16 protein-coding genes are annotated in these 21,547 nt (G+C 40.7%); 15 read left to right on the top strand and 1 reads right to left on the bottom strand.

Going from position 1 to position 21,547, the window contains the following annotated elements; genetic code table 11:
* Nucleotides 1–2: 2 nt before the first annotated feature.
* Nucleotides 3–1,565 carry a 2-isopropylmalate synthase gene (gene leuA, locus C6H66_RS18035; protein WP_036777464.1) on the bottom strand — a complete coding sequence of 521 codons (1,563 nt, stop codon included), beginning with the start codon at nt 1,563–1,565 and terminating at the stop codon, nt 3–5.
* Nucleotides 1,566–2,521: 956 nt separating this feature from the next.
* Between leuA and leuO the strand changes: the two genes are divergently transcribed.
* The 15 genes from leuO (at nt 2,522) to mraY (ending at nt 21,545) form a co-directional block, all read left to right on the top strand.
* A complete protein-coding gene (leuO, locus tag C6H66_RS18030) occupies nt 2,522–3,466 on the top strand; it encodes a transcriptional regulator LeuO (protein WP_036777467.1) in 945 nt (314 codons plus the stop codon).
* A gap of 236 nt (nt 3,467–3,702) precedes the next feature.
* Nucleotides 3,703–5,502, top strand: a complete 1,800-nt coding sequence (locus C6H66_RS18025) for an AMP-dependent synthetase/ligase (RefSeq protein WP_181150234.1) — start codon at nt 3,703–3,705, stop codon at nt 5,500–5,502.
* A 339-nt stretch (nt 5,503–5,841) separates the two neighbouring features.
* A complete protein-coding gene (locus tag C6H66_RS18020; RefSeq protein WP_105396288.1) occupies nt 5,842–6,408 on the top strand; it encodes an RBBP9/YdeN family alpha/beta hydrolase in 567 nt (188 codons plus the stop codon).
* Between the two features lie 776 nt (nt 6,409–7,184).
* On the top strand, nt 7,185–8,228 hold the full coding sequence (locus tag C6H66_RS18015; protein WP_105396287.1) for a nucleotidyltransferase domain-containing protein: 1,044 nt from the start codon (nt 7,185–7,187) through the stop codon (nt 8,226–8,228).
* 304 nt (nt 8,229–8,532) lie between these two features.
* Nucleotides 8,533–9,204, top strand: a complete 672-nt coding sequence (locus C6H66_RS18010; RefSeq protein WP_105396286.1) for a dTMP kinase — start codon at nt 8,533–8,535, stop codon at nt 9,202–9,204.
* A gap of 949 nt (nt 9,205–10,153) precedes the next feature.
* Nucleotides 10,154–11,881 carry an acetolactate synthase 3 large subunit gene (gene ilvI, locus C6H66_RS18000; protein WP_036777476.1) on the top strand — a complete coding sequence of 576 codons (1,728 nt, stop codon included), beginning with the start codon at nt 10,154–10,156 and terminating at the stop codon, nt 11,879–11,881.
* A 2-nt stretch (nt 11,882–11,883) separates the two neighbouring features.
* The gene (gene ilvN, locus C6H66_RS17995) at nt 11,884–12,375 is read left to right on the top strand and encodes an acetolactate synthase small subunit (RefSeq protein WP_046395709.1); all 492 of its coding nucleotides are present in this window, start codon (nt 11,884–11,886) and stop codon (nt 12,373–12,375) included.
* Between the two features lie 87 nt (nt 12,376–12,462).
* Nucleotides 12,463–13,470 carry a catabolite repressor/activator gene (cra, locus tag C6H66_RS17990; protein ID WP_036777478.1) on the top strand — a complete coding sequence of 336 codons (1,008 nt, stop codon included), beginning with the start codon at nt 12,463–12,465 and terminating at the stop codon, nt 13,468–13,470.
* A 632-nt stretch (nt 13,471–14,102) separates the two neighbouring features.
* Nucleotides 14,103–14,561 carry a division/cell wall cluster transcriptional repressor MraZ gene (mraZ, locus tag C6H66_RS17985; RefSeq protein WP_046395707.1) on the top strand — a complete coding sequence of 153 codons (459 nt, stop codon included), beginning with the start codon at nt 14,103–14,105 and terminating at the stop codon, nt 14,559–14,561.
* A 2-nt stretch (nt 14,562–14,563) separates the two neighbouring features.
* Nucleotides 14,564–15,508, top strand: a complete 945-nt coding sequence (rsmH, locus tag C6H66_RS17980; RefSeq protein ID WP_046395706.1) for a 16S rRNA (cytosine(1402)-N(4))-methyltransferase RsmH — start codon at nt 14,564–14,566, stop codon at nt 15,506–15,508.
* Nucleotides 15,505–15,825, top strand: coding sequence for a cell division protein FtsL (ftsL, locus tag C6H66_RS17975; protein WP_074524835.1), 321 nt, complete (start codon nt 15,505–15,507; stop codon nt 15,823–15,825). Before rsmH ends, ftsL begins: the two co-directional genes overlap by 4 nt.
* 27 nt (nt 15,826–15,852) lie before the next feature.
* A complete protein-coding gene (locus tag C6H66_RS17970; RefSeq protein ID WP_105396285.1) occupies nt 15,853–17,619 on the top strand; it encodes a peptidoglycan glycosyltransferase FtsI in 1,767 nt (588 codons plus the stop codon).
* Nucleotides 17,606–19,093, top strand: coding sequence for a UDP-N-acetylmuramoyl-L-alanyl-D-glutamate--2,6-diaminopimelate ligase (murE, locus tag C6H66_RS17965; RefSeq protein WP_046395703.1), 1,488 nt, complete (start codon nt 17,606–17,608; stop codon nt 19,091–19,093). The genes C6H66_RS17970 and murE overlap by 14 nt, the downstream gene beginning before the upstream one ends.
* Nucleotides 19,090–20,469 carry a UDP-N-acetylmuramoyl-tripeptide--D-alanyl-D-alanine ligase gene (murF, locus tag C6H66_RS17960; RefSeq protein ID WP_105396284.1) on the top strand — a complete coding sequence of 460 codons (1,380 nt, stop codon included), beginning with the start codon at nt 19,090–19,092 and terminating at the stop codon, nt 20,467–20,469. Before murE ends, murF begins: the two co-directional genes overlap by 4 nt.
* Nucleotides 20,463–21,545, top strand: coding sequence for a phospho-N-acetylmuramoyl-pentapeptide-transferase (gene mraY, locus C6H66_RS17955; protein ID WP_036777487.1), 1,083 nt, complete (start codon nt 20,463–20,465; stop codon nt 21,543–21,545). Before murF ends, mraY begins: the two co-directional genes overlap by 7 nt.
* The last annotated feature ends 2 nt before the right edge of the window (nt 21,546–21,547 follow it).

Below are 21,547 nucleotides of genomic sequence, written 5' to 3'. Positions count from 1 at the left end.
GTTTACACCATTTCCTTTGTATTTTGCTGTATGCGTTGTTTCTCTTTCTTAACTTGCTCTGTACGCCAAACGCAGTTCAGAGCATGAACCATTGCTTTGGCAGAAGATTCAACAATATCGGTTTCCAACCCCATGCCGTGGAAGCGACGCCCAAAGCATTCGACAACGATATTTACCTGGCCCAGTGCATTTTTCCCGTGTCCTTTACCTGATAACTGATAAGAAACCAGTTCAATTGGGTATTCAGTTATTCGGCTAATTGCCTGATAAACCGCATCTACCGGGCCATTACCTGTGGCAGCTTCTGATTTCAGCTCTTTGCCACACACTAAACGTACAGCGGCTGTTGCCATCACATTGGAGCCAGATTGGATATTAAAGTGATCAAGATGGAAAAATTCGGGTTCTTGCTGTTGCAGGTTCATGAAAGCTAAGGCTTCCAAATCATAGTCAAATACCTGACCTTTTTTATCTGCCAGGCGTAAAAAGGCTTCGTATAAGCTATCCAGATCGTAATCTTTATCCTGATATCCCATCTCCTCCATACGGTGTTTCACTGCGGCACGACCGGATCGGGAAGTCAGATTCAATTGAATTTCTTTCAGGCCGATGGACTCTGGTGTCATAATCTCGTAAGTTTCACGATTTTTCAGTACTCCGTCCTGATGAATCCCGGATGAGTGGGAAAATGCATTGCTACCAACAACTGCTTTATTCGCGGGGATCGGCATATTGCATAATTGACTGACCAACTGACTGGTGCGGTAAATTTCTTGATGGTTGATATTGGTATAAACGCCTAACGTTTGCTGACGAACTTTAATCGCCATAATGACTTCTTCCAGTGAGCAGTTGCCGGCACGTTCACCCAAACCGTTTATCGTCCCTTCTATCTGACGGGCGCCCGATTGTACTGCTGAGATCGAGTTGGCGACCGACATCCCCAAATCATCGTGGCAATGGACGGATAATATCGCTTTATCGATATTAGGAACGCGTTCGATCAAATTGGTAATGATGCCGCCGAATTGATATGGCACGGTGTAACCGACAGTATCTGGGATATTGATAGTCGTTGCGCCAGCTTTGATAGCGTTTTCAACGATCCGACACAGATTATCAATAGGTGTACGGCCCGCATCTTCACAGGAGAATTCGACATCATCAGTGTAACGACGTGCTCGTTTGATTGATTGAGCTGCCATTTCCATAACATTTTCGAATGTTTTTTTCAGCTTGGATTCAATATGTAAATTGGAAGTGGCCAGGAACACGTGGATTCGAAAGGCTTCCGCAACTTTTAATGCTTCTGCGGCCACATCGATATCTTTTTCTACACAACGCGCCAAGGCACAAACACGGCTGTTTTTGATCTGTTTAGCGATCGTTTGGACAGATTCAAAATCACCAGGAGAGGAAACTGGAAAACCGACTTCCATGATATCAACACCCATTCTTTCCAGAGCCAAGGCAATTTGGAGTTTTTCGTTCACACATAAGCTGGCTTGTAATGCTTGTTCTCCATCACGTAACGTGGTGTCGAAGATAATAACTTGCTGGTTCATATGTACGTTCCTCTCGTGGTTATTTTTTGCGCCCAGCAGGTAAAAAAAACCCGCGCATGGCGCGGGTTCTTGTGAATGTCTGGTTTGGACCAACTCTGTTTTGAATCAACTCTGTTTTCTGTCCACCAGCATACCGCGCATATCAGATACGATAAGTAGTAGGTTTAATAGACAAATTGAGTGAATCATATCGATCCAACCTTTCAGTAGTATTAATGAGTGTTCGTGATTCGTATGCTTTTATTGATACGTTATCTTAAAAGTGATGTCAAGAATTCATTTAGGCATATGATTCTTGGTTTTACTTTTCTTATGGCGGTAAATTGAAGTGTTGATCTGTTTATATTTAAAAAGATTTTATTTTATCCTTTTTTGTTTGGGTTTGACTTTCGTGATGAGCTAAGATTTATATAAAAATAGTGCATTATACTGATTAATTAAAATTAAGTATTTTTCGTTTGGTGAGCTGGAAGTGGATTTGTATTTTTCTGAAAAACATCATTTATCATTGGAAAAATAGATACAAATAGGAAGTTATGTTATATATCTTTGAAAAAATAATTCTATAACATAATAACTCTGATAAAATTGTTTAATAATAATAAGTCAGTAATTTTATTATGAATTGTGTCATTCTTTGATTTATCATCATATACAGAATAGCAGGGTGAATAAATTGTTAACATAATTGTACTTTTTTGTGAATAAATAATGAGCATTACATTGTCTACTAATTGAAATTATATATTTTTAACACTAATAGGGGGATGCGCTGGTTAGCTATGCGTATTCAGATTTGTACAAGGACGAGTCTTAATTATTTGTTATCGAAATGATTAAGACAATTGATCTCGTTAATAGTTATAGTCATCGTAATATCTGAGTAATAAATGAAGGTATTTCCGATGTTTTGTTATTAGCCGGGATCATCTGCATGAGTTTAGTGGAGTTAAACAATGGCTGAATACACCTCAGTAACTGCAACCAAAAAAGATCCAAATGAAATTCATTTGCGTAATGTGGATCTCAATCTGCTGACTGTTTTTGATGCAGTTATGCAAATGCAGAATGTGACACGTGCGGCACAGATATTAGGAATGTCACAACCGGCGGTCAGTAATGCGGTTTCTCGTTTGAAGCTAATGTTCAATGACGAATTATTTGTACGTTATGGGCGTGGAATACAACCGACGGCAAGGGCCCATCAATTATTTGGTCCAGTCCGTCAGGCATTACAACTGGTATATAATGAGTTACCTGGGGTTGGTTTTGAACCTGATAATAGTGATAGGGTTTTTAGTCTTTCAATTTGTAGCCCTTTGGATATTAGGCTGGCTGCAAAAATAGTTGAACAGGTAAAACAAAATACACCTAATCTGGGTGTGACGATTAGATCATATTTACATGATAATATTGAGCATCAGCTCAGATACCAGGAAACTGAGTTTGTCATTAGCTATACGCAGCTAGAACGCATGGATTTTCATCATTACCCGTTATTCAATGATGAGTTGGTTTTGGCTGTTTCTAATCATCATCCAAGAATTGAAAATAGTATTAGTGAGCAGCAATTGTATGAGGAACATCATGCAGTTGTATCATTGGATAATATATGTTCATTCAGCGTTCCCTATTATGATGGAGGTGAACGTCTGCGTTCGGTTGTTTATCAGGGTACCGACTTGAATAGTGTGTTGCACATTGTCTCTCAAACTTATTTGGTTGCAATTGCGCCAAAATGGCTGGTTGAGCACTATAGCGAACAATTAGCAATAAGGGCGGTTTCATTACCGTGGGATCAAGTAAGTCGTCCGTGTTATTTGATTTGGCACGAATCTACAACGAAAGATAAAGGGCATCAGTGGATGAAGTCGTTGTTGAGTCAACTTAGTAACAGATAATTAATTTGAAACTCACTACTGCATAAGGGTGGTGAGTTTTTTTATTTTATCACAAATTTTTCAACTTTTGATAAATAGGCTTTTCCTGTTGTTCAGGAATCGGTAGACTGCGAGGAAATAGCTAACACCTGTAAGCTGAAAAGCGAATAAGTGATGCGAAAAGGTATTATCAGAGAATAAAATTACTGTTTTTTCTCCGATAAGAAAAAAAATTTTCGAACAGGAAAAAAATTGTGATAACTAAAAATTTACATCCTTATCACTTGATAAACCGATTGCAACAACAAATCAAACGACACCCAGAGAAAATTGCTTTTCGCCAATGGTCTCCGGCTGAACAACTCGAACTAAATTGGAATGATATTGGCAAAAAGACCAATGCTATTAGCCGGGCATTGTTGGAGATTGGTGTTGATGTGCAAGAAAAAATTGGTCTCTTTGCACATAACAGCATGGCGTGGTCATTGACAGATATTGCTGTATTACAACTTCGGGCGGTTACTGTTCCTCTGTATGCGACTAGTAGTCAAGAACAAGCGAGTTTCATACTGAATGATGCTAGTGTGCGTATTCTGTTTGTCGGTGGGCAGCCGCAGTATGATGTTGCTATTACTTTGACAGAACGTTGTCCCCAGTTGAGTCACATTATTGTCTTAGATGAATCAGTCGATTTGCGGGATTGTTCATTAGCTCAACATTTATCTGATTTCATGGCTGATGATAAATTACAACATCAGTCGGAGTTGGAAACCCGTATCGCTAACCACAATCTGGATGATCTTTTTACGCTTATTTATACGTCTGGTACAACTGGCGAGCCTAAAGGCGTCATGCTTGATTACCGTAATTTAGCCTATCAGTTGTATTCACATGATCATGTCCTGGCGTTAACTGATCAGGATGTTTCTTTGAGTTTTCTGCCGTTATCCCATGTCTTTGAACGCGCATGGAGTTTTTATGTCATGCATGTAGGGGCACAAAATGTTTATCTGACAGACACTAACTTTGTTCGTCAAGCTATGGCCGATATTCGCCCGACCGTGATGTGCGCAGTGCCGAGATTTTATGAAAAAATTTACAGTGCGATTTTTGAAAAAGTTTCTCAGGCTCCTTGGCATCGAAGAAAACTCTTTAATTGGGCGATTAAATGTGGTGAGCGTCAGTTTTTACGTAAGTTGCAAGGTAAAAAAAGCTGCCCTTGGTCGACAGCAATGCATCGACTGGCTGATAAATTGGTATTGAGTAAATTGCGTAATGTATTGGGGGGCAGAGTTCGGTTTTTACCTGCTGCTGGCGCGCGTCTGGACGAAACGATTATCCTGTTCTTTCTCGCTGTTGGGATAAATATCAAATATGGCTATGGCATGACAGAGACTTGCGCCACAGTTTCTTGTTGGGAAGAGCAAGGTTATGTACTTGGTTCTATTGGCAAACCATTGCCTGGCATTGACGTCCGTATCGGTGAAGAAGATGAGATACAAGTGCGTGGCCCAATTGTGATGAAAGGCTATTTCAATAATCAGCAAGAAACCGCCAAAGCATTTACTCAAGACGGTTGGTTGCGTACCGGTGACGCCGGTAAATTGGATGAAAATGGTCATTTGTTCATTACTGAACGTCTGAAAGATTTGATGAAAACATCGAATGGCAAATATATTGCCCCTCAAATGATTGAAGGTATTTTGGGACAAGATCGTTTTATTGAACATATTGCTGTTATTGCTGATGCTCGTAAATTTGTATCCGCCCTTATAGTGCCTTGTTATGAAGCATTGGAAGAGTATGCAAGGTCAATTAACCTCAAATATCATGATCGAGTTGAATTGCTGCGTCATAGTCAAATTATCAATATGTTTGAGCAACGCTTGAAAGAGATGCAGAAAAACTTCGCTCACTTCGATCAGGTAAAGCGTTTCACATTGTTGCCAAATCCATTTTCAATGGAAACAGGGGAATTAACGCCAACACTAAAATTGCGAAGGAAAATTATTATGCAGCGTTACCATAACGAAATTGAATCCATGTATCGAGATTAATTTCTGGAGCTTTATAGAGCGCGACCGGCTATTCAAGGGAAATTTAAGGTAGTATTCTACTTTCAATTTATCTCAGGAGTATCCGGTTTTTAAAATTTCAATATTAGATGAATAAGCTGTAGTTTAATTTTAAAAATTATAAATAAATTATATTCACGGGTATCATTCTATGCCTGGAATAGAGCACTTGTTATTTAATAGGTTAGGGCAAGGTATAATTATCTGACTTCAAACGTCATGATGAAAAAGATGGTTATAAAAATGAAATAATAGTATTTTGTACTTGTGCGGTGCGCATGCATAGTAAATAAGACATATTTTGTATAATGAGGTGAATTGATGAATTTTGATAATATAGTTATTGTTCATGGCCTTATGGCGACTCCTGATCATCATTGGTTTCCTTGGCTTAAAAGTCAATATGAAAGGTCAAATGTTCGGGTAATAGTGCCGGAAATGCCTGAATCTCACGCTCCTTCACCTCATTTATGGCAAGAAAAGTTGCAGGAGAGTGTACCTAATCCTAATGAAAAAACGCTTTTTATTGGGCATAGCTTGGGTTGTATTGCCGCCCTCCGTTATATTTCATCTTTACCTGATAATGTAAATATTGGCGGGATTGTATTAATTGCAGGATTTTATGAAAAATTATCGACTTTACCCGAATTAAGTATATTTACTGAGGAGAACTTGGATTTTCATCCCCTTATACACAGAATAAACCAACGAATAGTAATATTATCGCTTAATGATGAAATTGTACCTCCACAGTTTACATTAAATTTAAGTCAGCAGCTCCGGGCTGAATTATATGGCTTCCCTGATGGCGGGCATTTTTTAGATCGCGACGGTTTTACTGTTTTTCCTAGCTTAGAGAAGGTATTAAAAGACAATTCAATGTTGTAAATAAATGTCTTTGTTGTTCTGTAAATATGCCAAGTTTACTTATATTCATAACTTGGCTATTTTAATTGATATGGATTATGACTAATAACAAATAAGTTCGGGATAGTGTAAATTAAAACTTAATCTAAATAAATGAAGTGGAATGGTTAGTACCAAAATATATATTCTGCATTTTTAATCGCAGCGGTGAAAAAATTAAACTATAAGCTGCTATCGAAGTTCTCTATCGTTTGATGAAGGGTGAGGTCTGCTGACAAAATGGGCACTTCACGTCAACTTTGGCCATCAAAAATTTTTTAATAAATGACGGAATTTTACATGATGATCACTGCATTGAATGCATGGCCGAGAGAATAATGACAATAAATTCAAGTAATTACGTAAAATCAGCCTATTGAAAAGCATACCAAGCTCGGTACAATTTTCATCACAAAAAGTAACAAAAAATGTACAATTTTTTCAATGGGTTACATTTTTAGTTGTGATGATACCCACAAATAATTAACTATTATATAACTGAAATAATAAAAACTGTTAATATTACAAAACTGAATTAAATTTTAATCCAGTGTAATTTGTCAAAACAAACATCCCGGAGGGGAATAAAGTGGATGTGATAACAGCACAAGCATTTAGACCACTAACTGATGATGAAACATTAAATTATGATAATGGTTTAATGAGTTCGTCACCTAATTAATAGAAAAAGGAATAAAGGTATATCATAACCTTTATTCCTTTATTTGTTCTTTCATTTATAAGATAAAAGGTAAAGCATGGACATAATTAACGTAAAAAGGAAAATAACAGAAATAATAAATAAAAAATTTAATGATACTGATCTGTATACTTGCTACTTGTCAGGCTCAGTCATTGAAGGGTTTGCAACGCCAAAATCTGATTATGATGTCTATGTTATATTGGAAGAAGAATTAGAAAAAGAATGCGAAGAGATATTTATACCATCCGATATCGGAATGTTAGAAGTGACAATAATCTCTTTAAAAGAGATAAAAGAAATCATGAAGATAATCAACAATGGAAGCTTAAACTCCGATTGGTATAAATTACATTTATCTCATAGGATATTAACAGGGGAATCGATTATAAAATCAAATAATTTTGACACATTAAAAGGAGGAATAAATAAAGCTAAATTATGTGAAATACTTAAGACCAAAGCAAAAAACTTTGGAGAAAAGTGTTTTTCCGATGGGATTGGAAATATTTTAAATAATGACCTAATATCAGCAGCATTTAACTTTGAACGAACAGTTAATTCAGCAATGGATTATATCCTGGCTTCAAGTGAAAACACATCCACTTTAATAAAGTGGCGCTATCAAAATGCAATGAAGGTGTTTGGAAAAGACCATCCAATAACATCTATATACTTGATGGTTTGTTCAAAATTTAATGTAATCAATGATATTGCAACAATTGATTACATAAATTCAGTTGCAAAAATGTGGCAATTAACTTTAGACTATTGTCAAGGAAAAGATATTTTTAGTTACAATGTATCTTTTACAAAAAAAAGCATAGCTAATACATCCGACATTTCATTATCAAATGAAAATAATAAACCAATAATAAAAAATTTATGGTATAGAGTCTTGTGTAAAGATGGGAAATTAATACTTTTCGCAAAGAAAGCATTATGTGAGATCAATTCAGATGCATATAGGGTTTGGTTAGTAATAGACAATGGAAAAACAGAGTTTGAAGTTGTTTCAGAGTTGGAAAAACTTGGAATAACTAATACAAATGCTAATTTTTATATATCGGAATTCGAAAGACTAGGGGCATTAACAAAGTAATACATATTTGGAATGAATTAGTTGATTATTTAAATGCAAATAGACTTACTTCTGGTATGGATACTAATTTAGTAAATAAATATGGCTTAGATCCAGAATTAGCCTTATATGGTACTGAACTATGCGAGTTAAAGAGAAATAAAGAAAACATCTTAGGAAACTTTCCCCACATTAAACATAGAAAACATTTACCAAGATCATTACCTGTGGGATAAGATTTTTACGCTAGCTAAAAACAAACCATTTATTATCGGTAGTGGCAGAAATTCACTTGATACTGAAGCGTACTACGGGGAAAAAAGAAATGATTAAGCGCGGTTTATTTATAGCTTTTGAAGGAAATGATGGTGCAGGTAAATCAACAATTTCACGCGAAGTTTATGATATTTTATCTCTAGATTATAATAATATTGTTTTTTTAGATAAAAATTATCCTTTACTACCATCTAGGTATAGTGTGTATCACATGGGAAAAATACGAGATGTCCTTTGGGATTATGACATTTCAGCTCCATTGGGTGAACTTGGTGACCGGCATTGGATTCTATTGATAGCATCATGGTTTTCTGTTTTAGATAGTTTAATTATTCAACCTTGTTTATTGCAAGGTAAAATTATTATATGTGATAGTTGGTATTATAAATATTTGGCAAGATTCTTACTTAAATCCACGGAATTAGCAGAATTAAGTAAATTAGTTCTATCTATAAACACAAAACCAGACATGGTTATATATCTTGATGTTCCTCCAAATATTGCTGAAAAAAGGAAAAGAATATTAAAACCTAGTGAGTCTGGAAAATTAGAGACAAATGAAAACTATGATTTTATAGAATATCAAAAACATGTTATTAATCAATACCAGACGTTTTATGATGACACTTGGGAAATTATTGATACTGACACCTTAACTAAAGATGCAGTAATTAAATTAATAGTGGATATTATTCAAGTGGAAATACTGAAAAAAATGTAATTATTGCAAGACCTATATTTATTGAGGTTATTTTATCTGGAGGAAAATAATGGATAAAGAATTTAGAAAATTAATATTAGCTTCCTCAGGAAATTCTTTTACCTTGTATTTGGAGATGATAATATCATTCACGCTATTCTTTATTATTTTATTAAAAATATCCTTCTTTTATTTTTATAATCTTCTGATTTTTTAATATTAAAAAACATATCAACCAACCAACCAATTTGAAAAAATTTAGTTATTTTTAGGTTTTATTCTTATCTATTGCTCAATAAAACAGATTCTTATTTTAATATGGTAATATGATTTTTATGGGCTATTAAGATTATTTCATGAACCTTGTGAATAATTTGTTTCTATTTTAAATAATCATTTGACTGATTATTATATTTGGTTGTTTAATTATGAAAATGAATATTTATATATCCAAGTGAGTATTGAATATATGGAATTACTATTCCAGAAATAAACGCTAGCTTCTATATATTCTCTAATTAAAATGGAGTAAAAAGATTTTACTCGAATGCATTATTTGCAATGGCTATCCAAAAACGAGGAAATGACGGTCAAATTATCTGAGGCGTTTGTCGGCATTCCCTTTATCAGCTTCATACTTCGGTGACCTAAACGATTTTGAAAACTGCTTTTTAGTTTTTTATCGTATATATACTGGATAATACCTATATGTTGTCGTTCTTTTTAGGTATAGCCGCTCATATTCTACTTATTTTTAGCTTCTTGATAGTAAGATAACGCTTACCGGAGACATTTGGAATTGTCATAAAATTGCTATTCTGCCTTTACTCACATTGCTAACGCCTGTTTCTAGCGTTATGTTAATTAACTCAGCATCAATATATCGCTGAGAGGTTATTCGTCTTACTAAAATAAAAGTGGAAGTCACTTCCGATTTATTAACTTGCAAACAGAGCCTGGAGGAAAACCTATGGAGATGTTATCAGGAGCTGAAATGGTCGTCCGATCGTTAATTGATCAGGGCGTTGAGCATATATTCGGTTATCCGGGAGGGGCAGTACTGGATATTTATGATGCCCTGCATACGGTTGGGGGTATTGAGCATATCCTGGTACGTCATGAGCAGGGGGCAGTTCATATGGCTGATGGCTATGCCCGTTCTACCGGGAAGGTTGGTGTGGTATTGATCACCTCCGGTCCTGGAGCAACCAATGCCATTACCGGTATTGCCACAGCTTATATGGATTCAATTCCGATGGTTGTATTATCCGGTCAAGTCGCCAGTTCCCTGATTGGCAATGATGCATTTCAGGAATGTGACATGGTAGGGATATCCCGTCCGATCGTAAAACATAGTTTTTTAGTGAAAAAAGCGGAAGATATCCCGAAGGTACTGAAAAAAGCCTTCTATCTAGCCTCCAGTGGCCGTCCGGGACCCGTTGTTATTGATTTACCGAAAGATACGGTAAATCCGGCAGTAAAATTACCCTATATTTATCCTGATCAGATCAGTATGCGTTCTTATAGTCCAACGATTCAAGGACACAAAGGGCAGATTAAGCGGGCATTAAGAAAACTATTGAATGCGAAAAAACCGGTCATATATGTAGGCGGGGGGGCGATTAACGCAGATTGTTCAGCAGAATTATTGGTATTGGCAGAAAAATTCAATATCCCTGTTGTTAGCTCCCTGATGGGATTAGGCAGTTTCCCTGCAACTCATCCGCAAAGTCTGGGTATGCTCGGTATGCATGGTACATTCGAAGCTAATAAAGCAATCCATAATTCAGATGTCATTTTTGCTGTCGGTGTACGTTTTGATGATCGTACTACCAATAATCTGGAAAAGTATTGCCCGGGAGCAACGGTATTACATATTGATATTGATCCGACATCAATTTCGAAAACGGTTTCCGCAGATGTACCTATTGTTGGTGATGCTAAACAGGTGCTTGGGCAAATGCTGGCGTTGCTGGAGACAGTGGAAGACACACAAGATCCCGATGCGCTAAAGGATTGGTGGTTATCTATTCAGCAATGGCGCAGCCGTAAATGTCTCAGTTTTGATCGCAGTGGTGAAAAAATTAAACCACAAGCTGCTATTGAAGTTCTCTATCGTCTGACGAAGGGGGAAGCTTATGTCACTTCCGATGTCGGGCAGCATCAGATGTTTGTTGCATTGCATTACCCATTTGATAAACCAAGGCGTTGGATCAGTTCCGGTGGTTTGGGAACGATGGGATTTGGTTTACCGGCGGCTTTGGGCGTTAAACTGGTGAAACCGGAAGCGACGGTAGTTTGTGTTACCGGGGATGGCAGTATTCAGATGAATATTCAGGAGCTGTCTACCGCGTTGCAATATGGGCTGCCGATACTGGTTCTGAATTTGAATAACCGTTTCCTGGGGATGATAAGACAGTGGCAAGACATGATTTATGCCGGTCGTCACTCTCAATCTTATATGGAATCCTTGCCTGATTTTGTCAAATTGGCTGAGGCTTATGGTCATATTGGCATTTCTATCCAACGTTATGATGAATTGGAAAGTAAATTGGCGGAGGCCCTGAAAGAGGTGACTGAAAATCAGCGGCTGGTATTTGTTGATGTCACAGTGGATGAAACTGAACATGTATATCCTATGCAGATCCGTGGAGGAGCAATGGATGAGATGTGGTTAAGCAAAACGGAGAGAACCTGATTATGCGCCGGATTTTATCTGTATTACTTGAAAACGAATCAGGGGCTTTGTCCCGGGTTGTTGGTCTGTTTTCCCAACGTGGCTACAACATTGAAAGTTTAACTGTTGCCCCAACTGATGATCCGACATTATCGCGAATGACAATTCAGACTAAAGGCGATGCAAGGGTACTTGAACAGATTGAAAAACAGTTGCACAAGTTGGTGGATGTGTTGCGAGTCAGCGAGTTGGCGTCGGGTTCTCACGTAGAGCGTGAAATCATGTTAGTTAAATTACAGGCCAGCGGATATGGACGTGAAGAGATCAAACGCAGCGCTGACATCTTCCGTGGGCAGATCATTGATGTGACTTCGACCTTATATACTGTGCAATTGGTAGGAACCAGCGATAAATTGGATGCATTTCTTGATGCTGTTCGAGATGTTGCTGAAATTGTTGAAGTTGCTCGTTCAGGTATTGTCGGCGTATCTCGCGGGGATAAAATTATGCGATGAAAAATCGCAAACTGCGGGGCAATATGCATACATTTATCAGGCTCTGCGATAAAGTAGGGCCTTTTTTGGGGTCTATAAGGAGTTAATGTGAAACTGGATGAAATCGCCCGCCTTGCAGGTGTTTCACGCACAACGGCCAGTTATGTAATTAATGGTAAAGCCAAGCAATACCGTGTCAGTGATAAAACGGTAGAAAAAGTGATGGCGGTGGTTAGAGAGCATAATTACCATCCTAATGCTGTGGCAGCCGGTCTCCGTGCAGGGCGTACCCGTTCTATTGGTTTGGTTATTCCAGATTTAGAAAATACTAGCTATACCCGTATTGCTAATTATTTGGAACGTCAGGCTCGTCAACGTGGCTATCAGTTATTGATAGCCTGTTCGGAAGACCAACCTGATAATGAAATGCGCTGTGTTGAACACCTGTTGCAACGTCAGGTGGATGCAATTATTGTTTCTACCGCATTACCGCCGGAGCATCCTTTTTATCAACGCTGGGCAAATCGTTCTTTGCCTATTATTGCTCTCGATCGGGCGCTTGAAAATGAACACTTTATCAGCGTAGTGGGTGATGATTTTGAAGATGCAAAGATGTTGGCGCAAGAATTTCGTCAATTTCCGGCTGAATCTGTGCTTTATCTCGGCGCATTACCTGAATTATCAGTCAGTTTCCTGCGTGAACAGGGGTTCCGTGAAGCATGGAAAGATGATCCTCGTAAAGTAATGTATCTTTACTCAAACAGCTATGAGCGTGATGCGGCTGCTGAAGTGTACTCCAAATGGTTAGAAACTCATCCAATGCCGCAAGCGTTGTTCACCACCTCTTTTGCCCTGTTGCAAGGGGTCATGGATGTTACTCTTAAACACAGCGGCCGTTTACCAAATCAATTGGTTATTGCGACTTTTGGTGATCATGAATTATTGGATTTCCTTGAATGTCCAGTGCTCTCTGTAGCGCAGCGTCATCGTGAAATTGCTGAACGGGTATTGGAACTGGTGTTAGCAAGTCTGGATGAAAAGCAGAAGCCAGGGCCAGGCATTACACGGATACATCGCGACTTATGTCGCCGAGGAAGCCTGAGTCGAAAAATATGATAAAAACCCCTCATTAATTTTCTGATGAGGGGTTTTGGTTGTCAGATTTGTCTTAAAAGAAGTGTGCAAAGGCAACTTTCGAGCAATCCTTACGTTGGGTGTTTCAGCGCGAGCAAATAGCAATTTCGTTCATAGATAAATTATTCAGTAGCAAGAAGTGTATGGAACAGCGATTATTTGAGTTTGGGATTTGTCTATTTACCCCCGTTTTTTACCCTCTTTTATATATTAAATTGATTTTAATAATATTTATCTTGTAGTTTTTTGTTGCTAGTTAGTTTGAGGGTTGAATTCATCAAATAGAATGATAAACATTGCTGCACGGTAGTTAAATAGTAATGAAATGTAAATTATGTAAATAAATTAATCACACAACTATTTTTTTATTATTTTATCGTAAACATTTACTCTCCTTGTGCTTGTAAAATTATTCAGAATTATCATGGTGTTAATTATTATTGATATTGCTAAATTTAATACTTATGCCTCCCAACAGCCAAAATCCTGCCATCAAATATAGCTAAAGCACATCGGCTCTGGCTTGACAAGGTTTTCGTCCCATCCGTAAACTCCTTATTGTGGGGATTAGTGGGATAAAGTGGTAATTTTTGATCACCAGGGGCGACCTGAGTATGTTTCGTGGAGCAACGCAGATTAACCTCGATAGCAAGGGGCGGCTCACCGTACCTACCCGATACCGGGTTATGCTAAATGAGGAATCGCAAGGGCAAATGGTTTGTACCATTGACCTCCATCAGCCATGCCTGTTGCTCTATACATTATCTGAATGGGAAATTATTGAAGAAAAACTTTCTCGCTTATCCAGCATGAATCCGGCGGAGCGTCGGGTACAACGTTTGCTTTTAGGTCATGCCAGTGAATGCCAGATGGATAGTGCAGGACGTCTTTTGCTAGCCGGTACATTGCGCCAGCATGCAGGGCTAGTCAAAGAGGTTATGCTGGTTGGTCAGTTCAACAAATTTGAACTGTGGGATGAGCAGGCTTGGTATCAACAGGTTAAGGATGACATTGCGGCTGAGCAATCCACACAGGAACCTTTATCAGTACGGCTACAGGAATTATCACTATAAATATGGCAAATAGTCATTTTAAACATACCAGCGTATTGCTGGATGAAGCAGTCAACGGACTGAATATTCGTGAAAATGGAATCTATATTGACGGCACATTTGGACGTGGTGGGCATTCACGTCTGATTTTGTCGCAATTGGGAACGGCAGGTCGTTTAATTGCAATTGATCGAGATCCGCAAGCGATTGAAGTGGCAAAAGCGATCACAGATCCCCGTTTTTCAATTGTACATGGGCCATTTTCTAAATTGGCCCACTATACAGAAAACGCCGGACTGGCTGGCAAAATTGATGGTGTATTACTGGATTTAGGTGTTTCTTCGCCTCAGTTGGATGATCCAGAACGCGGTTTTTCTTTTATGCGTGATGGGCCGCTAGATATGCGGATGGACCCGACTCGTGGGCAATCAGCAGCAGAATGGCTGATGCATGCGACAGCAGATGATATTGCCTGGGTATTGAAAACATTTGGTGAAGAGCGTTTCGCCAAACGTATTGCTAGGGCAATTGTGGCGCGCAATCAGGAAGATCCCATTACCCGAACAAAAGCGTTAGCTGATTTGATTGCTCAGGCTAGCCCAGTAAAAGAGAAACATAAGCATCCAGCAACCAGGAGCTTCCAGGCGATTAGGATTTATATCAATAGTGAGCTGGAAGAGATTGAGCAGGCGCTGGAAGGGGCATTACAAGTGCTTGCGCCACAGGGGAGACTTTCAGTTATCAGTTTCCATTCGCTGGAAGATCGTATTGTTAAACGATTTATTCGTCAGAATAGTCGAGGGCCACAAGTACCGGCAGGATTGCCATTAACAGAAGAGCAACTGAAAGCGCAAGGTGGGCGTAGCTTGAAATCGATTGGCAAGATGAAACCTTCAGAGGAAGAAGTGGCGGATAATCCACGGGCTCGCAGTTCTGTTTTGCGCTTTGCTGAAAAAGTTAGTGAATAATGGCAGGTGAACGTCACGGATTAACCGGTATTATCGGCAACGATTTACTCAAGAATGCCAAAATACCGTTAATTCTTCTAGTCGCTGTATTGGTTTCGGCCATAGTCGTTGTAACCATTGCACATGAAACCCGCTTATTGACGGCTGAAAGAGAACATTTGGTCGTGGAACGAGATGCATTAGATATCGAGTGGCGCAATCTGATCCTCGAAGAAAATGCCTTAGGTGATCACAGTCGAGTTGAGCGGATAGCTGTTGAAAAAATGCATATGCAGCATGTTAATCCTGCTCAGGAAAACATTGTTGTTTCACAGTGAGTTAATTTAATTATTAAAAGGTAAGCGATGAAAGCAGCACGCTCCGTGAAATTAAAACGGCAAGAAGATAAAGCCAGTTTTGTTAGCTGGCGTTTTGCTTTGTTGTGCGGGGGGATTGCCGTGGCTTTAATTGGTTTATTGCTGAGGGTGACTTATTTGCAGGTCATTAACCCGGATCAACTGGTTAAAGAAGGTGATTTACGTTCCCTGCGCGTGCAATCAATCCCTACCGCTCGCGGTATGATCAGTGACCGTATGGGGCGACCTTTGGCTGTCAGCGTTCCAGTCAATGCAGTTTGGGCAGATCCGAAAGAGGTATTTGAAAAAGGGGGGATTACGGATGATACCCGCTGGAAAGCTTTATCTGATGCCATTAATTTGCCTCTTGAGCAACTTACCGACAAAGTTAGTACTAATCCGAAAGGTCGTTTTGTTTATTTAGCGCGTCAGGTTAATCCATCGGTTGGCGATTACATTCATAAACTGAAATTGCCGGGGATTTATTTGCGTCAGGAATCCCGGCGTTATTATCCGGCAGGTCAAGTAACGGCACATATTATTGGCGTGACCAACGTTGATGGTCAGGGTATTGAAGGTATAGAAAAAAGTTTTGATCGTTGGCTGACGGGTCAACCGGGTGAACGAACTGTACGCAAAGACCGCTTTGGTCGTGTCATCGAAGATATTTCATCTGTTGATAGTCTGGCGGCACACAATCTGGTATTGAGTATTGATGAACGCTTACAGGCGCTAGTTTACCGTGAATTAACCAATGCGGTGGCCTTTAACAAAGCGGAATCCGGTACAGCGGTATTGGTGGATGTTAATACCGGAGAAGTGCTGGCAATGGCAAACAGCCCGTCTTATAACCCAAATAATCTCGTCAATACACCAAAAGACGCGATGCGCAACCGTGCTATCACCGATATTTTCGAGCCAGGTTCCACGGTTAAGCCGATGGTGGTAATGGCTGCGCTGAATGATGGTATCATCAAAGAAAATACGGTTATTAATACCGTACCTTATAGGATAAGCGGTAAGGAAATTAGAGATGTATCCCGTTATCCGGAATTATCTATCACTGGTATTTTACAAAAATCGAGTAATGTCGGTGTTTCTAAGCTAGCGTTAGCTATGCCTGCGACAGAGTTGGTGGATGTTTATTCACGTTTTGGGTTAGGAAAGGCGACCAATCTGGGGTTGGTTGGAGAAAGTAGTGGCTTATATCCAACAGGAAAACAACGGTGGTCAGACCTTGAGAGAGCGACCTTTTCTTACGGTTATGGGCTGATGGTAACACCATTACAGTTAGCGCGGGTCTATGCAACAATTGGTAGCTTGGGTGTTTATCGTCCTCTGTCAATTACCAAAGTTGATCCACCTGTGCCCGGCACAAGAGTATTTCCTGAGCCTATCATGCGAACAGTCGTTCATATGATGGAGAGTGTGGCTTTGCCTGGCGGTGGTGGAGTGCGGGCCGCGATAAAAGGTTATCGGATTGCAATCAAGACGGGGACTGCAAAGAAAGTCGGGCCGGATGGCAAATATGCTAATCGATATATTTCTTATGCCGCAGGTGTTGCCCCGGCAAGTAACCCAAGATTTGCACTGGTTGTGGTCATTAATGATCCACAGACAGGTAAGTATTACGGTGGTGTGGTTTCTGCGCCGGTATTTGGCGCCATTATGGGGGGCGCTCTACGCATCATGAATGTGGAGCCAGATGCTTTGGCGGCAGGTGATAAAAACGAATTTGTGATTAATAAGAAAGAGGATACAGGTGGCAGATCGTAATCTACGCGATTTACTCGCGCCGTTAGGTATTGACGCCCCAGTGCGTGAGTTACGCGAAATGACATTGGACAGCCGTAAATCGTCTGCCGGAGATCTGTTTGTTGCTATTAAAGGGCACCAGACAGATGGTCGACACTACATTCCTCAAGCCATCGCACAAGGGGTTGCGGCGGTTATTGCAGAAGCCCAGGGCGAGGCTGATAACGGAACCGTACAAATTATGCATGGTATTCCGGTTGTTTATGTGAACGATTTGAATAATAAGTTGTCACAGTTAGCTGGTGAGTTTTATTGTCACCCTGGTGATAAATTGCACTTGATTGGTGTAACCGGAACCAATGGTAAAACAACCACTACTCAATTACTTGCGCAGTGGAGCCGCGGATTAGGTGAAACCAGTGCCGTGATGGGAACTGTTGGCAATGGTTTACTGGGGCATGTGGCGCCAAGTGAAAATACCACAGGCTCGGCTGTTGATATCCAACTGGATTTGCAACAACTTGTTCGGCAAGGGGCGACTTTTGCGGCAATGGAAGTCTCTTCTCATGGACTGGTTCAGGGGCGTGTGGCTGCGTTGCCGTTTGAGGCGGCGGTGTTTACCAATTTGAGCCGTGACCATCTTGATTATCACGGTGATATGGAACACTACGAAGCCGCTAAATGGCTGCTATTTTCCACTCATAATGTGAAGCAACAAATTATTAATGCTGATGATGAGATTGGATTGAAATGGTTATCCCATTTACCACAAGCGGTTGCTGTAACGATGGAAAACCGTCTGCCGGAAAATTGGCAGGGCCGTTGGTTGGCGGCGCGTGAAATAAAGTATCACGATAAAGGGGTATCTATCACCTTCGAGTCTAGCTGGGGTGGCGGTACAATTGATAGTTCTTTAATGGGGGCATTTAATGTCAGCAATCTGTTGTTGGCGCTTTCCACCCTATTAGCTCTGGATTATCCGTTGGAAAAACTGCTTGAAACAGCTTCCTGCCTGGAACCTGTCTGTGGACGAATGGAAGTATTCACTGCACCGGGCAAACCCGTTGTCGTTGTTGATTATGCTCACACACCTGACGCGCTGGAAAAAGCTTTGATGGCTGCACGTTTGCATTGTCAAGGTAAGCTTTGGTGTGTTTTTGGTTGTGGTGGTGATCGTGATAAAGGTAAACGCCCATTGATGGGAGGTGTTGCGGAACAGTGGGCCGATTGTGTGATTGTGACTGATGATAATCCGCGCAATGAAGAACCACAGGCAATTGTTGCTGACATTCTGACGGGTTTTCTTGACCCGGGGAGAGCGATAGCGATTCATGGACGTGTTGAAGCGGTAACCAACGCTATTATGCAGGCAAAAGCAGATGATGTTGTATTGATAGCGGGTAAAGGCCATGAAGATTATCAATTGGTCGGCCATCGTCGTCTGGATTATTCGGACCGGTTAACTGTTGCTCGGTTATTGGGGGTGATTGCATGATTTCCCTCACTTTGCAACAACTGGCACAAGTAACGAATGGCGTATTGAATCAGGTGACTGAACAGCAAGCAGCAAATATTTGTATCAGTGATGTGACTACTGACAGCCGTCAGATTGGCAATGGCAGTCTGTTTATTGCCTTGAAAGGTGAACGTTTTGATGCTCATGATTTTTTTGCTGATGCAGTAAAAGCTGGTGCCGGTGCTTTGCTTGTCAGCCGTGTGTTGGATGTTCACTTTCCACAAGTCGTGGTTAAAGATACTCGTTTAGCAATGGGTAAATTAGCGGGTTGGGTTCGCCAGCAGAGTAATGCGCGTGTCGTTGCGTTAACAGGTTCGTCCGGTAAAACATCGGTAAAAGAGATGACTGCGGCGATTTTGCGTCAGTGTGGCAACACGCTCTATACCGCGGGTAACCTGAATAATGATATCGGCGTACCGCTGACATTGTTCAGGCTGACGGAACAACATGAGTTTGCTGTGGTTGAATTAGGTGCAAGCCATGTTGGTGAAATTGCCTATACCGTAGAAATGGTTCGGCCAGAAACGGCATTAGTCAATAACCTGTTTGCTGCGCACTTAGCGGATTTTGGTTCTCTTGCGAGTATTGCAAAAGCTAAGGGCGAGATTTTTACCGGCCTGCCAGAAAAAGGTACGGCGATTATTAATCTGGAAAGCAATGACTGGACTCACTGGCAACGGGTTATTGGTGACAAAACAGTACAGCGTTTTTCCATGCAACAAGCATCAGGTGCTGATTTTTATGCTACGGATATTCAGGTTAAACAAATGACCACGGATTTTTGTCTGCACACGCCTATTGGCGGCACAGAAATCAACTTGCCGTTGCCTGGGAAACACAATGTCGCCAATGCGTTAGCGGCCAGTGCGTTGGCAATCTCTGTTGGTGCAACTTTACAAGATATTCGTCTGGGCTTGTCGGAGCTGAAATCGGTCCCGGGGCGGTTGTTTCCAATCAATCTGGCAGAAGGAAAATTGCTGCTTGATGACACATATAACGCCAATGTTGGTTCAATGACCGTTGCGGTCCAAGTGTTATCACAGATGCCGGGTTATCGAGTGCTGGTAGTCGGCGATATCGGGGCATTGGGTGAACAGTCAGAAGATTACCATCGTCAGATTGGTGAAACCGCCGCGTCTTGCGGTATCGATAGTGTGTTCAGTGTGGGCAAATTAAGTATTCATGTTAGTGAGGCAAGCGGTTGTGGTCAGCACTTTGCGGATAAAGCCGCATTGATCGCAACATTGGTTCCGTTATTACAGCAACACAAGGTCATTTCCGTGTTAGTTAAAGGTTCGCGCAATACCACAATGGAAGATGTTGTCCACGCATTACAGGAGAGCTTCACATGTTAGTTTGGCTGGCCGAATATTTGGTCAAATATCACACCGGCTTTAACGTCTTTTCTTACTTGACGTTTAGGGCTATCGTCAGCCTGCTGACTGCTTTGGCTATCGCATTGTGGATGGGGCCGCGCATGATCGCCTTCCTGCAAAAATTACAAATTGGGCAGGTTGTTCGCAACGATGGGCCGGAATCTCACTTTAGCAAACGTGGTACGCCGACGATGGGCGGTTTGCTGATCTTACTTTCAATTACGATTTCTACACTGTTGTGGGTGCGTTTGAATAACCCCTATGTTTGGTGTGTGCTGATTGTGCTGATTGGTTACGGCATTGTTGGTTTTGTGGATGATTACCGCAAAGTCGTGCGCAAAGATACTAAAGGGTTAATTGCCCGCTGGAAGTATTTCTGGCAGTCCGTCCTGGCGTTAGGGGTGGCGTTTGCCATGTACAGCGTCGGTAAAGATACTCCTGCAACGCAATTGGTCGTGCCATTCTTTAAAGATGTGATGCCGCAACTGGGCGTGCTTTACATTCTGTTGACCTACTTTGTGATTGTCGGAACCAGTAACGCAGTGAATCTGACGGACGGATTGGATGGTTTGGCAATTATGCCAACCGTTTTTGTCGCGGCGGGTTTTGCTTTGGTGGCATGGGCGACAGGTAACGTCAATTTTGCTAACTATCTGCATATCCCTTATCTGAGCCATGCTGGCGAACTGGTTATCGTCTGTACTGCGATTGTTGGCGCGGGGTTAGGTTTCTTGTGGTTCAACACTTATCCGGCGCAAGTTTTCATGGGTGATGTGGGTTCTTTGGCATTAGGTGGCGCATTGGGGACGATTGCTGTGTTGCTACGCCAGGAGTTTCTACTGGTGATTATGGGCGGTGTGTTTGTGGTAGAAACCCTGTCAGTTATTTTACAGGTGGGTTCTTTTAAACTGCGCGGGCAGCGTATTTTCCGTATGGCGCCTATTCACCATCACTATGAATTGAAAGGCTGGCCAGAACCGCGTGTTATTGTGCGTTTTTGGATTATTTCTCTGATGCTGGTGCTGATTGGCCTGGCAACATTGAAGGTGCGTTAATC

Source organism: Photorhabdus hindustanensis (genome assembly GCF_002968995.1).
Lineage (GTDB): Bacteria > Pseudomonadota > Gammaproteobacteria > Enterobacterales > Enterobacteriaceae > Photorhabdus > Photorhabdus akhurstii.
The sequence above is the reverse complement of the archived record's forward strand: the minus strand, read 5'-3'. Positions and strand labels throughout refer to the sequence as shown.

Bases quoted from the DNA above. Each gene is read 5' to 3' on its own strand.
- rsmH (WP_046395706.1), top strand. From the start codon at position 14,564: ATGGCAAATAGTCATTTTAAACATACCAGCGTATTGCTGGATGAAGCA.
- ilvN (WP_046395709.1), top strand. From the start codon at position 11,884: ATGCGCCGGATTTTATCTGTATTACTTGAAAACGAATCAGGGGCTTTG.
- mraZ (WP_046395707.1), top strand. From the start codon at position 14,103: ATGTTTCGTGGAGCAACGCAGATTAACCTCGATAGCAAGGGGCGGCTC.
- C6H66_RS17970 (WP_105396285.1), top strand. From the start codon at position 15,853: ATGAAAGCAGCACGCTCCGTGAAATTAAAACGGCAAGAAGATAAAGCC.
- leuO (WP_036777467.1), top strand. From the start codon at position 2,522: ATGGCTGAATACACCTCAGTAACTGCAACCAAAAAAGATCCAAATGAA.
- C6H66_RS18015 (WP_105396287.1), top strand. From the start codon at position 7,185: ATGGACATAATTAACGTAAAAAGGAAAATAACAGAAATAATAAATAAA.
- murF (WP_105396284.1), top strand. From the start codon at position 19,090: ATGATTTCCCTCACTTTGCAACAACTGGCACAAGTAACGAATGGCGTA.
- C6H66_RS18010 (WP_105396286.1), top strand. From the start codon at position 8,533: ATGATTAAGCGCGGTTTATTTATAGCTTTTGAAGGAAATGATGGTGCA.
- leuA (WP_036777464.1), bottom strand. From the start codon at position 1,565: ATGAACCAGCAAGTTATTATCTTCGACACCACGTTACGTGATGGAGAA.
- C6H66_RS18020 (WP_105396288.1), top strand. From the start codon at position 5,842: ATGAATTTTGATAATATAGTTATTGTTCATGGCCTTATGGCGACTCCT.
- mraY (WP_036777487.1), top strand. From the start codon at position 20,463: ATGTTAGTTTGGCTGGCCGAATATTTGGTCAAATATCACACCGGCTTT.
- ilvI (WP_036777476.1), top strand. From the start codon at position 10,154: ATGGAGATGTTATCAGGAGCTGAAATGGTCGTCCGATCGTTAATTGAT.